This is a genomic window from Pseudomonas sp. P5_B2 (assembly GCF_056400445.1).
In genome coordinates this window covers 15,296-27,915 of sequence record NZ_JBFULH010000002.1, presented here as the reverse complement: position 1 = coordinate 27,915, position 12,620 = coordinate 15,296, and the positions used below count along the sequence as shown (strand labels likewise).

Annotated in this window: 11 protein-coding genes; 8 read left to right on the top strand and 3 right to left on the bottom strand. The window is 61.6% G+C overall.

Annotated features, from left to right (window positions below; all coding sequences use genetic code 11):
- Positions 1–6: 6 nt before the first annotated feature.
- From AC1DRJ_RS00595 to AC1DRJ_RS00585, 3 genes are all read left to right on the top strand, one after another.
- The gene (locus AC1DRJ_RS00595; protein WP_477800324.1) at positions 7–1,623 is read left to right on the top strand and encodes a FadD3 family acyl-CoA ligase; all 1,617 of its coding nucleotides are present in this window, start codon (positions 7–9) and stop codon (positions 1,621–1,623) included.
- Between the two features lie 94 nt (positions 1,624–1,717).
- Entirely contained in the window at positions 1,718–3,364 is a 1,647-nt protein-coding gene (locus tag AC1DRJ_RS00590) for a DUF1302 domain-containing protein (RefSeq protein ID WP_477800323.1), read from the top strand.
- Between the two features lie 74 nt (positions 3,365–3,438).
- Positions 3,439–4,668 (top strand): NADH:flavin oxidoreductase, encoded by a 1,230-nt coding sequence (locus AC1DRJ_RS00585; protein ID WP_477800322.1) that lies wholly within the window; start codon positions 3,439–3,441, stop codon positions 4,666–4,668.
- Between the two features lie 118 nt (positions 4,669–4,786).
- On the opposite strand, the gene AC1DRJ_RS00580 is transcribed toward AC1DRJ_RS00585, so the two are convergent.
- On the bottom strand, positions 4,787–5,620 hold the full coding sequence (locus AC1DRJ_RS00580) for an alpha/beta fold hydrolase (protein WP_477800321.1): 834 nt from the start codon (positions 5,618–5,620) through the stop codon (positions 4,787–4,789).
- Between the two features lie 274 nt (positions 5,621–5,894).
- Between AC1DRJ_RS00580 and AC1DRJ_RS00575 the strand changes: the two genes are divergently transcribed.
- From AC1DRJ_RS00575 to AC1DRJ_RS00565, 3 genes are read left to right on the top strand one after another with little or no spacing between them, the layout of a single operon-like run.
- Positions 5,895–6,629 carry an SDR family NAD(P)-dependent oxidoreductase gene (locus AC1DRJ_RS00575; protein WP_477800320.1) on the top strand — a complete coding sequence of 245 codons (735 nt, stop codon included), beginning with the start codon at positions 5,895–5,897 and terminating at the stop codon, positions 6,627–6,629.
- The gene (locus tag AC1DRJ_RS00570) at positions 6,629–7,417 is read left to right on the top strand and encodes an SDR family NAD(P)-dependent oxidoreductase (protein ID WP_477800361.1); all 789 of its coding nucleotides are present in this window, start codon (positions 6,629–6,631) and stop codon (positions 7,415–7,417) included. The genes AC1DRJ_RS00575 and AC1DRJ_RS00570 overlap by 1 nt, the downstream gene beginning before the upstream one ends.
- Complete coding sequence (locus tag AC1DRJ_RS00565; RefSeq protein WP_477800319.1) at positions 7,417–8,052, top strand: nuclear transport factor 2 family protein; 636 nt, start codon at positions 7,417–7,419, stop codon at positions 8,050–8,052. Before AC1DRJ_RS00570 ends, AC1DRJ_RS00565 begins: the two co-directional genes overlap by 1 nt.
- A 175-nt stretch (positions 8,053–8,227) precedes the next feature.
- Here AC1DRJ_RS00565 and AC1DRJ_RS00560 read toward each other — a convergent pair whose 3' ends face one another.
- Together AC1DRJ_RS00560 and AC1DRJ_RS00555 are read right to left on the bottom strand one after the other, a co-directional pair.
- Positions 8,228–9,421 carry an acyl-CoA dehydrogenase family protein gene (locus AC1DRJ_RS00560; protein ID WP_477800318.1) on the bottom strand — a complete coding sequence of 398 codons (1,194 nt, stop codon included), beginning with the start codon at positions 9,419–9,421 and terminating at the stop codon, positions 8,228–8,230.
- On the bottom strand, positions 9,418–10,590 hold the full coding sequence (locus AC1DRJ_RS00555) for an acyl-CoA dehydrogenase family protein (protein WP_477800317.1): 1,173 nt from the start codon (positions 10,588–10,590) through the stop codon (positions 9,418–9,420). Before AC1DRJ_RS00555 ends, AC1DRJ_RS00560 begins: the two co-directional genes overlap by 4 nt.
- Before the next feature lie 250 nt (positions 10,591–10,840).
- Here AC1DRJ_RS00555 and AC1DRJ_RS00550 point away from each other — a divergent pair, with 250 nt between their 5' ends.
- Positions 10,841–11,731 carry a VOC family protein gene (locus AC1DRJ_RS00550; RefSeq protein WP_477800360.1) on the top strand — a complete coding sequence of 297 codons (891 nt, stop codon included), beginning with the start codon at positions 10,841–10,843 and terminating at the stop codon, positions 11,729–11,731.
- Positions 11,732–11,743: 12 nt separating this feature from the next.
- Complete coding sequence (locus AC1DRJ_RS00545) at positions 11,744–12,619, top strand: CoA transferase subunit A (protein ID WP_477800316.1); 876 nt, start codon at positions 11,744–11,746, stop codon at positions 12,617–12,619.
- Position 12,620: the final 1 nt, after the last annotated feature.

The window sequence follows — 12,620 nt, the reverse complement described above, 5'->3', positions numbered from 1 at the left end:
CCCACGATGAATCAGAGCCTGAACCTTGCCGCGCCCCTGAGCGCAGCCCCTGTGACCCTTGCCCAGTTGGTCTTTAGCAGTGCCGAACGTTTTGCCGGTCGCACTGCCATTGAGGACAACGGCCAATGCATCGACTACGCCCAGTTACCCGAGCGCGTCATGGGTTTTACCCGTGGCTTGATGGCCTTGGGGATCCAGGCCGGTGACCGGGTCGGTATCTGGGCGCCGAACAGTGGTGACTGGATCCTCGCAGCGCTGGGCATTCAGTGTGCCGGTGCGGTGCTGGTACCGATCAACACTCGTATGAAGGGCCTTGAGGCCGCCGATGTGCTGGAACGCAGCGGCTGCCGGCTGTTATTTGTCCAGCAGCGATTTCTCGACGTCGACTACCCGGCGCTGCTCGCACCTCATCGGCCGGCCAGCCTTCAGCACCTGGTAATTGTCGATGGCGACGCGCCAGGGCAGCCTTCAGACCTGACGCTTGCACAGTTCCTGCGCGGTGCAGCGACCATCGATGCCGACAGTGCCAAGCGATGTGCATCGGCGGTCGGCCCCGAGGCGATGTGCGATCTGCTGTTCACCTCCGGCACCACCGGCAAACCCAAGGGCGTGATGAGCGGCCATGGACAGAACCTGCGAGCCTTTACCGAATACGTCAAGGTCATCGGCCTGGTGCCGGGCGACCGTTACCTGATCGTTAACCCGTTTTTTCATGCCTTTGGTTACAAGGCCGGCTGGCTGACCTGCCTGATCGCCGGAGCGACCATCCTGCCCCATGCGGTGTTCGACGCAGAAGAAGTGTTCCAGCGCATCGCCCGTGAGCGCATCAGCGTCTTGCCCGGTGCGCCGACCCTGTACCTTTCGCTGCTTGCGCATCCGCAGCTCAAGCAGACCGACTTGTCGAGCCTGCGCATCGCGGTGACCGGTTCAGCGAGTATCCCGCCGAGCCTGATCGAGCGCATGCGCAATGAGTTGGGTTTTGCCGTGGTGACCACCGCCTACGGCCTGACCGAATGCGGCGGACTGGCGACGATCTGCGATCCACATGATTCGGCGCAGGTGATCGCCGGCACCAGCGGACGGCCGATTGCCGGCACTGAAGTGAGCATCCGCGATCCGCACAACCAGGCACTGGACCCAGAGCAAACCGGTGAGATCTGTCTGCGTGGCTTTCACATCATGCAGGGCTATTTCCAGAACCCCGAAGCGACCCGCGAAGCCATCGACGACGAAGGCTGGCTGCACACCGGCGATGTCGGGCGCCTGGATGACGCGGGCAACCTGATCATCACCGACCGGCTGAAAGACATGTTCATCGTCGGCGGTTTCAACTGTTACCCGGCGGAAATCGAAGCAGCACTGATCAGGCACCCGGCCATTGCCCAGGTGGCGGTGGTCGGCATCGCCGATGAGCGCATGGGCGAGGTCGGGTGTGCCTGCGTGGTCCTGCGCGAAGGTAGAGAACTCGACGAGGCGCAACTGATCGCCTGGAGCCGAGAGCAGATGGCCAATTACAAGGTGCCGCGCCAGGTGCGCTTCTTCAACGCTTTGCCATTGAATCCGTCGAGCAAGGTGGCGAAGAACGAATTGCGCGCGGTGGTGGCCAACAGCGCTCAGTCGTGAGAAGCGCCCATCTCACCAAACGGACGATGTGCGCGAAAGCGGTTTTTTTCATGCTGTGGCCACACAAGCCAAAACAATAAAAAAGGAGATGAGCATGTTTACCCGAAACTTTGTTGCACGCAGTCCGGGGAGAGTGATCGATGGGCGATGCCTGTTGGCTACGGCCATCACCATCACCATCACCAGTGCCAGCGCTTCGCCCACCATCGAACTGGGGGAAAACACCACCCTGGATTCGTCGTTGACGGTCAACTACACCGCATCCATGCGTATGGCCAAGCAGGCCAGTCAATACCTCAATGACCCGAACTACGACGACGGCACGCGAAACTTCAAGCGCGGCTCGTTGATCAATAACCGCCTGAGTCTGTTCGGCGAACTACAACTCAAACACGACAACCTCGGTGCGGTGCTGCGCGGCAGCCAGTTCTATGACGATGTCTACAACCAGAAAAACGCCAACGACTCGCCGCAGACGGTAAACAAGACTGGGCACAACGATGGCTTCAGCGACGAAACCCGCAGGCTCAGTGGCAGCATGGCGCGTCTGCTCGATGCGTATGTGTATGGCAACTTCGATGTCGGCGAAACCCAGTACCTGTCGCTCAAGGCCGGACGGCATCTGGTGGCCTGGGGCGAGAGCCTGTTCTGGGCCAACATCAGCCAGGGCCAGGCCCCGGTGGACGCCACCAAGTTCAACGTGCCGGGTACCGAGGCCAAGGACTCGTACCTGCCGGTGGGGCAGGTGTCCGGGTCGTGGTCGCTGAATGAAGACCTGGCGCTGGTGGGCTACTACCAATACGAGTGGGAAAAGACTCAGCTCAATCCTGTGGGCGATTACTTCGGCAGCGATACCTTCGGTCCCGGTGCCGAGTTCTTTCGTCTGGGCAGCGGGGTAGTCGACAGCCTGCCCAACGGCCTGGCGGTCGGTTATGCCGGTGAAAAAGACGCCAGCGACAGCGGCCAATGGGGTGTGGGCGTGCGCTATCGAGTCACCGAGAACACCGAAGTGGGGCTGTTCCATTACCGCTATAACGAGCACATCGGCTCATTGTTCTTCGACTTTACTGGCACCACCCAATACTCGTCGCTCAAGGGCATTGGTCATGAGGGAAGCGCACCGACCTATCGCCTGGGTTACTTCGAAGACGTCAAGCTGACGGGGATCAGCTTCAGCTCCAAGGTCGGCGACTCGGTGCAGTACGCCGGTGACCTGAGCTACCGCGATGGCGCCGCGGTCTACCTGAACAACGGCGCACCGACCACCGGGCAGATCTGGCAAGGCAACCTCAACGCAATGTACATCCTGGGCCCAAGCCTGCTCGCCCAGCAGACCACCTTCATGGGCGAAGTGGTGCATCAACACATCGACGGGGTGGACAGCCTGACGATCACCGGCGGCGGGGCCGGCGTGGATGGCACTTTTGACAAGTTCGAGTCGAAGATCCAGACCCGAGGCACGAGCCTGCTGGGCGTTGGCGTCTACATGGACTACCCGTCCATCGCCAACGGCCTCGACTTGAGCACCAAGGTGGTCTGGACGCAGAACATCGATGGTAGTGCCTACCAGGGCCTGGGGCGCGACGAGAAGCGGCTGACTGTGGGTGGTGACTTCAAGTACTTGGGCAACTTTCAGGTCGGTATGACCTATATCGCCTACTTGAGCTCCCCGGATGTCGCCCAGGGTCGCTTGCTGGCTGACCGCGATTACCTGTCGTTGAACGCCAAATACACCTTCTGAAGATCATCGCTGCGTCGCGATGTGGCGACGCAGTCCTTCGTTTGTAGCCTGATAACAATAAAGAGAGGCCTGCCATGAATCCTCGTTCAACCCCATCACCGTTCAGCCCGGTCGAGATTGGCCCACTGACCTTGAAAAACCGTTTTATCAAGGCCGCCACCAACGAGGGTATGAGTGCCCAGGGCGTGCCTTCCAAACAACTGGTCAAACTGCATTCGGCCCTGGCCGCTGGCGGTACCGCCCTGACCACCGTGGCTTATTGCGCGGTGAGCAGCGATGGCCGCACCTTGCCCAATCAGTTGATCCTTGCTCAATCCAGCGTGCCGCACTTCAAGGTCCTGACCGACGCCGTGCACGAGTCCGGTGGCCTGGCCAGCGCGCAGATCACCCACGGCGGCTGCTTTACCTTTATTCGCGAGCGCTCGACCAAACGTCCGCTTTCGGCCAGCGGTGGGTTCAACAAGATTGGCCTGATGAGCGGCATGTTCCTCAAGCAGGCAATGAACGAAGCCGACATGCAACAAGTGGTGCGCGATTTCGCCCAGGGCGCCCGCCTGGCACGCCAGGCGGGTTTCGATGCTGTGGAAATCCATATGGGGCACGGCTACTTGTTGAGCCAATTCATTTCGCCGATGTACAACAAGCGCCGCGACCAGTACGGCGGAAATCTGGAAAACCGCCTGCGCTTTCCGCGGCGGGTGTTGCGCGCGGTGCTCGATGCGGTCGGCCAAGAGATGGCGGTGATCTGCAAATACAGCATCACCGAAGGTGTGCGCGCCGGAAACAGTGCCGAAGACGGGGCACAGATTGCCCGCATGCTGGAAGAAGAGGGCGCGCATTTGTTGGTGCTCAGCGCCGGGATGAACGCCGAATCGATCACCACCATGTTCGGTTCTTCCTTCCCCAAGGAAAACCGAGTGCAGCAGAAAAACAAGATTATCGCCCTGGCCATGGCCATCCAGCGCCGTAAAGAGCCGACCGTAGAGTTCCGAGAACTGTATCTGTTGGAACACGCGCGCAAAGTGCGTGCGGCGGTCAAGATGCCCTTGGCTTATTTGGGCGGCGCCAAGAGTCTGGCGAGCATTGAACAGGTCATGGCCGAGGGCTTTGATCTGGTCGCCATGGGGCGGGTGTTGCTGGCCGAGCAGGACTACGTCAACAAACTCGCCAGCGGAGCCAGTCGCGACTCGATCTGCACTGCCTGTAACCGTTGCGTGGCAATGATGTACACCCCCGGCGGCACCTCCTGCGTGCTTGGCCAGCCCGGCGACGCCGAATTGAACCGCCAGCCAGCGGCGGGGTGACAGTTACACGCAGCGCCTGGTTCCTGTGTAGGAGCCAGGCTTGCCGGCGAAGAACGATGACGCGGTATTACAAATACACCACGGTGCCCCGTTCGCGGGCCGCCACGTTCCTACAGGTTCAACCGTGTTGCAGGAAGTCGATGCAGCTGCGGTTGAACAGTTCGCGGTGTTCTACCTGGACCCAATGTCCACAACGGTTGAGCAAGATGAACCGGGCATTTGGCGCGCCGTCGATGATGCGTTGGGCGCCACTGATCGGGTTGAAGTGATCGTTGGTTCCCCAGAAGCCGAGGATCGGGCATTGGATCTCACCCAGGCGTGTTTCCATGTTCGGTACCATCATGGTGCTGAACAGGTTCTTGGGCTGGGACATTGCCACCGCCACGCGTTCTTGCAGCAGGCTTTCCGGCAGAATCGAATCATCGAACAGCTGGAGGCGCATCATGCTGCGCATCTCCTCCATTCCGATGGGGCCAGCGCTGAACAGGCTGACCATGCGCACGATGCCTTCCATCTTGAAGTAGGTTTCCCGTTCCTCGACACCGCCCGGAGCCAGCAGGATCAGACTCTGTGGCAGTTGTGGCAGACGCAGGGCCAGGCCAAGGGCGATCGCGCCTCCCAACGAATTCCCCAGCAGCGTGCAACGCCGCACACCGATGCACTCCAGAAACGCGGCCACGCAGTCGACGAAGAAATCCAGGTCGTACTGGACGTCCTCGGGTTTGTCCGAGCGACCGAAACCCGGGAGGTCAAGCACGATGTTGCGATAGCCCGCGGCGACGAGTTGCGGGTAGTTGCCCTTGAAGTTACTGAAGCCACTGGCGCCCGGCCCGCTGCCGTGCAGCCACAGCACCACGGGGCCTGCGCCCTCATCCAGATAGTGCAAATGCAGGCCGTTTGGCAGGGTCGCGTAATGGCCGACGGGCAGGGGCAAGTCTACGGATTGGTTCATGGGGTTCTCCATTGTCTGCGGATTCATGAGGCACAGCCGCGCCAGGCACTGCAGCAGATTGAATGCAGCGATTTGAAGGGAAACGCAGCGACTGGCGTGGTGCGCGCAATGCGAATGCTGGGCTCTGATCGAGCTAGTCACATCGTCCGTTCAGACCACGCGGCGGTAGTCCCATCGGACGATGTGTGTCCAGGCGCTTACCGCTAATCATGCACGGGACGGCTTCACTGCAAGGGCAGCGGGCCGCAGCGTATTTGCACATTTGGAGATTGCTATGAAGTTACTCAATAAAGTGGCCTTTGTAACCGGCGCCGCCCAGGGTATGGGCCAGGCCATCGTGCGTGGTTTTGTCGCCGAAGGTGCCAAGGTGGTGGCTGTCGACCTGAATCAGGCGACCCTGGCCGAGAGCCTGGCAGATTTGGGTGACAAGGTACTGGCCCTGGCCTGTAACGTCGGTGATGGTGCGTCCGTGGTCGATGCCATGGGCCAGGCTGAGCAGCACTTCGGCGGCCTCGACATTCTGGTCAATAACGCCGGCGTGGGCGCGCTGGACAGCTTCCTCGATACCCCGGACGAGAGCTGGGCGCGAGTGATCGGGGTGAACCTGGGTGGGACCTTTCTGTGCTGCCGTGAGGGCGCCAGGCTGATGGTCAAGGGTGGCCGCAAGGGCGCGATCATCAACCTCTCCAGCACCGCCGCGCTGACCGGTGACGGCCCAAGCCACTACTGCGCCTCGAAGGCCGGGGTGATGGGCCTGACCCGTTCGATTGCCCGTGAACTGGCGGCCAGTGGGATACGCGTCAACACCTTGGTGCCGGGACCGACTAACACCCCGATGATGGCCGGCATCCCTGATGACTACATGCAAGCGCTGCTGAAAAACGTGCCCCTGGGCCGCATGTGCGAGACCGACGAGATCGCCCGGGTCGCGGTGTTTCTGGCCAGCGAAGACGCCAGTTTCATGACTGGGCAAAACATCGCCGTCAACGGTGGCATGGCCTTTATCTGATCAGGGAGACACCCAYGAGTAAGCGTTTACAAGGAAAAATCGCCTTCGTTACCGGTGCCGGTTCCGGCATCGGTGAGGCCACCGCACTGCGATTCGCCGAGGAGGGCGCCACGGTGGTGTTGTGCGGCAGACGCATCGAGCCGCTGCAAGGTGTGCAGGAAAAAATCCGGACCCAGGGTGGGCAGGCCGAGATAGCCGTGGCCGATGTCAGCGATGAACAGGCCTACGTCGGCGCGCTTCAAGCTACTGCACAACGCCACGGACGTCTGGACATTCTGGTCAACAACGCAATGGCCTACACCTGGGGTGGTATCGACACGATGACCACCGCAGACTGGCACGCCAACTTCGCTACTACGGTGGACGGCACCTTCTGGGGCACCCGTACCGCGATGCAGCTGATGAAAGAGCAGGGTGGTGGTTCGATCGTCAATATCGCTTCGATCTGCGGCCTGTTCGGCACAGCCTGGATGGCCGGTTACTCGGCGGCCAAGGCGGCGGTGATCAACTTCAGCCGGGCGGCGGCCAGCGAAGGCGCACCACACAACATCCGCTGCAACGTGATCATCCCTGGAGTGGTCGACACCCCGGCCACCGCCGGCATGCTGGGCGACGCCAAGACCCGTACCAACACTGAAAAAGTGATCCCGATGAAACGGGTCGGCCTGCCGGTGGAACTGGCCAACGCCATTTTGTTTTTGGCCAGCGACGAGGCTTCGTATGTCACCGGTGCCAGCCTGGCAGTGGACGGTGGGCGCGGTTCGGACCTGTATACGGTGCTCGACTGATGAGCCAGGACCCGAGCGCATTGCTTGCGCGCATTGACCGACTGGAGTCGCTGGACGAGATCCGCCAACTGGCTGGCAAATATGCCTTGGCTCTGGACATGCGTGATATGGATGCCATGGCCAATTGCTTCGCGCCGGACGTGCGCGTGGGCCGCGACAAAAGCGGTCGCGCGCACCTCAAGGTGTGGCTGGACGAAACCATGCGCAAGCAGTTTCACGGCACCTCCCATCACTTGGGGCAACATATCATCGAGTTCAGCGATGCCGATCACGCCACAGGCGTGGTCTATTCGAAGAACGAGCATGAGACCGGTCCCGAGTGGGTAATCATGCAGATGCTGTACTGGGACGACTATGAGCGAATCGACGGGCGCTGGTGCTTCCGTCGCCGCTTGCCGTGCTACTGGTACGCGACCGACCTGAACAAACCACCGATCGGCGGCTTGAAAATACGCTGGCCTGGGCGCGAGCCGTACGCCGGTTCCTTCCACGAGCTCTTTCCATCCTGGGATGCATTCTGGGCGCAACGCCCGGACAAGGACGCCTTGCCGCAGATCGCCGAACCAGCACCGCTGGAAGGCTTTCTCAAGACGCTGCGCCGTGGGGCGGATGACCCGAAGATTCGCGTGCGCTGAACTGCTGATCGTTCCCACGGCGGGATAGTGGGAGCGATCAATCCTTACCAAGCACTGCGGCGTGGCTGTCACACCGCGTCATCGTTCTTCGCCGGCAAGCCTGGCTTCGACAGGAAGCCAGGCACCCCCGGTGCATCTGCTGCACCGCGTCATCGATGTACTGCGGGGACACCGTTTAAAGGGTGACCCGTGGTTCACGCGGCATGCCCAGTGCCCGCTCGGCAATCACATTGCGCTGAATCTCATTGCTGCCGCCATAGATGGTATCGGAGCGGGTGAACAGGAACAGCGACTGCAGGCGGCTGAGCTGGTAGGGCGCGGCGTCGAGGATTTCTCCGGCATCGCCCAGCACGTCCATGGCCAGTTTGCCCAGGTCGCTGTGCCAAGTGGACCAGGCCAGTTTGTAGATCATCGCTTCGCGACCGAGGCTGCCGTCTTGCGGACCCGAGAGCATGCGCAGAGAGTTGTAGCGCAACACCTTGAGCCCGCTCCAGGCTTGGGCGATGCGCTGGCGCAGCAGTGGGTCACGGGCGGCACCGTTGGTGCGCGCGATGCGGATGATTTCGTCGAGTTCGTTGTGAAACTGCATCTGCTGACCCAATGTGGATACGCCGCGCTCAAAACCCAGCAGCGCCATGGCGATCTTCCAGCCATCGCCCGGTTGGCCGATCAGGTTTTCGGCACTCGTGATGGCCTGGTCGAAGAACACCTCGTTGAATTCACTGGTACCGGTCAGTTGCTGGATCGGTTGCACGCGGATGCTGTCCTGAGCCATCGGCACCAGCAGGAACGACAAGCCGTGATGGCCCTGGCTGCCGGGCTCGGTGCGCGCCAGCACGAAACACCAGTCGGCCTCGTGCGCCAGGGAGGTCCAGACCTTCTGCCCGCTGATCAACCAGTGTTCGCCCGTGGCATCCAGTTTCGCCCGGGTCTGTACGTTGGCAAGGTCCGAACCTGCCCCCGGCTCCGAATAGCCCTGGCACCAGAACTGGCTGCCGTCGAGGATGCCGGGCAATAGGCGCTTTTGCTGGGCCGGGGTGCCGAAGGCGGCGAGGGTCGGGCCGATCAGGCCTTCGCCGATATGACCCATGCGCCCTGGGCCACCGGCGCGGGCATATTCCTCATGGAAGATTACTTGCTGACTGATGGGAAGTCCTCGTCCGCCGTGTTCCCTGGCCCAGCCGACGCCGATCCAGGCACCTGCGGCAAGCCGACGCTCCCAGGCTTTGCGCTCCTCAGGAAAGCTGTGTTCATCACCCGGGCCGCCACGAAAGCGCAGTGGCGCAAATTCGCCGCTCAGGTGCTCGGCCAGCCACTGGGCGACTTCTTCGCGGAATATTTCGTCTGCACGACTGAAACCGATTTTCATGGTTGCTCTCCCAATAGATGCTTGGCCAGGCGCTCGCGGTGCAACGCCGGGTTGCCCAGTAGTTGCTCGCTGGCGCGGGCTCGTTTGAAGTACAGATGTGGATCGTATTCCCAGGTAAACCCGATGCCGCCATGTAGCTGGATCGACTCGGCGGCGCAGTGAAAAAAGGCTTCGCTGGCATGAATCTTTGCCGTGGCGGCGGCCTGCTCAAGCTCCTGGGCCACGGCGACATCGCCTTTCGGGTCCAGGTGCTCCTGGGCTACACAGGCGGCGTAGTAGGCTGCTGATCGGGCGCATTCGACTTGCAGCATCATGTCGGCACAGCGGTGCTTGATCGCCTGGAAGCTGGCGATGGTGCGTTTGAATTGCCGGCGTTCGGCAATGTAGGCCAGGGTCAGGTCCAAGGCCTGTTGCGCGCCACCCGTCTGCTCGGCGGCAAGTCCGATAGTGGCGATCAACAGTGTGTTCCGCAGCACTGCCCAGCCCTGCTCGGGACCACAAAGCTGTTGTGCCTCGCTGACCTGCACGTCATGCAATTCAATGCGTGCCAGGCGACGGGTCTGGTCCATTGTTGCCAGGGGGGTACGCACCACGCCCGGCGTATCGCCAGGCAAGACGAACAGACTGATACCCCGTTCGCCCTGAGTATCGGGGGCACGAGCGGCGACGATCAGCAGGTCGGCCGAGGCGCCATCGATGACCTGCGCGTATTGGCCGTCAAGGGTCCAGCCTCCTGGGCGCGGCGCGGCCACGGCCTGCACACTGCAAGCCTCCAGCCCTGGAACAGTGGCGAAGGCCAGGGTGGCACGGGTTTCACCTGCGGCAATCGCTGCCAGCCAGTGCTCCTGTATGGGCTCGTTGTGCCCCAGCAGCAGGGCCGGGGTGGCTAGACATGCAGTGGCGAACAGCGGCGAACCCAGCAGATAGCGACCGCTTTGTTCCAGCAGAATCGCCAGTTCGACAAACCCCAAGCCCATACCGCCAAAGCGCTCCGGCACCATTAGTGCCGGCCAGTACAGCTCCTGACCGATCTGTTGCCAGACTTCGGGGTCATGAGCGTCCGGCCGTTTCATGGCGGCGCGCACGGCATGCGAGTCGCTGGCCTGGGCGAGAAAACGCTCGGCGCTGTCGCGAATCATCAGGTGTTCTTCGGTAAAAGCGAACTCCATGGGGCGGTCTCTGCAATGCGGATGGATGCGTGAGTCTGTGGCGTCAGGCGCTGTGTTCGAATCACTAAAACGGACTAGGACTGTGACACCGCGTCATCGTTCTTCGCCGGAAAGCCTGGCTCCTACGGGATCCGGGCGCCGCGGTTCTTCTGCGCCGCTCTCTGCTTAGTCTCAACGGACGATGAAGCGGCGGGCGGCGCTTTGCACAATGCTCGCCACGAAAGCCCATTCAGCCAACGAGGACCAAGGCATGATCGACATTCGCGGTTTGAGCTATTTCGTCTCGCAGATCGAAAACCTCAGCCATTGGCAGCGTTACGCCGAAGACGTGCTGGGCATGCAAGTGCATGCGGCCCCAGGTGGTGGCTTGTACGTAAAAATGGACGAGCGTCCGTTTCGCATGCTGATCGTCGAAGGCAGCGAGGCGCGTTATCTGGCTTCTGGCTGGGAGCTGGCCAACGAGCCGGCATTCAAGGCCGCACTTGAGCACCTTAGCGCTGCCGGCATCGAATGGCAGCCGGGCTCTGCCGCCGAGGTCGAGCAGCGCGGCGTACAGGCACTGATCAAGGTCACCGACCCGTCGGGCAACTGTCATGAGCTGAGCTGGGGGCATCGCTCCGATTGCCTGCCGTTTGTGTCACCCCAAGGTGTGCCGCGTTTCATTACCGGTGAGATGGGCTTGGGTCATACGGTGCTGCCGGCGCCGAACTTCGACGCCACCTTGGCGTTCGCCAAGGATGTGCTGGGTTTCGAGCTGTCGGACATTTTCAACTTTCGTCCCGACCCATCGGTGCCGCCGATCCGCATTCACTTCCTGCATTGTCAAAACGCCCGCCATCACAGCCTGGCACTGGCCGAGTACCCGGTGCCGTCAGGTTGCGTGCACGTGATGGTCGAGGTCGATTCGATGACCGAAGTCGGCCGAGCCCACGACCGTCTGCACGCCCATGAGGTGCCCCTGTCGGCCACCCTCGGTCAGCACCTGAACGATCGCATGACCAGTTTCTACATGAAGACGCCGTCTGGTTTCGATCTGGAGTACGGCTTTGGCGGTTTGCAAGTTGACTGGGTGGAGCATTCGGCATTCGAGTTCACCCGCGTGAGCATTTGGGGGCACGACTTTTCGGTCGGCCAACAGTAAGGAATCATCAAAATGAACAAACAACTGACAGCGGCCGATGCGGTCGCTCAATTGCGCGATGGCATGACCATCGGTTTCGGCGGCTGGGGCCCACGGCGCAAGCCGATGGCTATCGTGCGGCAGATCCTGCGCTCACCGGTCAAAGACCTGACTGTGGTTGCCTACGGTGGCCCGGAAGTGGGCATGCTGTGCGCCGCCGGTAAGGTCAAGAAGCTGGTATTCGGCTTCGCCACCCTCGATGCCATACCGCTGGAACCCTACTATCGCAAGGCCCGTGAAGCTGGCGAACTGGAGCTGATGGAGCTGGACGAAGGCATGTTCCAGTGGGGCCTGCGCGCCGCCGGCATGCGCCTGCCTTTCCTGCCGACCCGTTGCGGTCTGGCCACTGACGTGACGCGCCTGAACCCGCAGCTCAAGACGATACAGTCGCCCTACGCCGATGGCGAGGTGCTGTTGGCGATGCCGGCGTTGAACCTCGACGTGGCGTTCCTGCATGTCAACGTCGCCGACCGCCTGGGTAACTGCCTGGTGACCGGTCCGGATCCGTATTTCGATCACCTGTTCGCCCGCGCCGCCAACCAGTGCTTTGTCTCGTGCGAACGCTTGGAAGAGCGCCTGGAGCTGAGCGCTGATCAGGCCCGTTTCAATACCTTCGAACGCTACCTGGTGAGCGGTGTGGTGCATGCACCTCTCGGTGCACACCCGACGCTCTGCGCCCCCGACTACGGCTGGGACATGAAGCACCTCAAGAACTATGTCGCCAGCAGCCAGGCGGAAAACGGCTGGCAGGACTATGTGCAGACCTACATCGCCGGTGGCGAGCAGGCCTATCAGGCACAGAACGGCGGTGCCGACTCCATGGGCGCCTTGCCCCTTCCCGTGTTCTGAG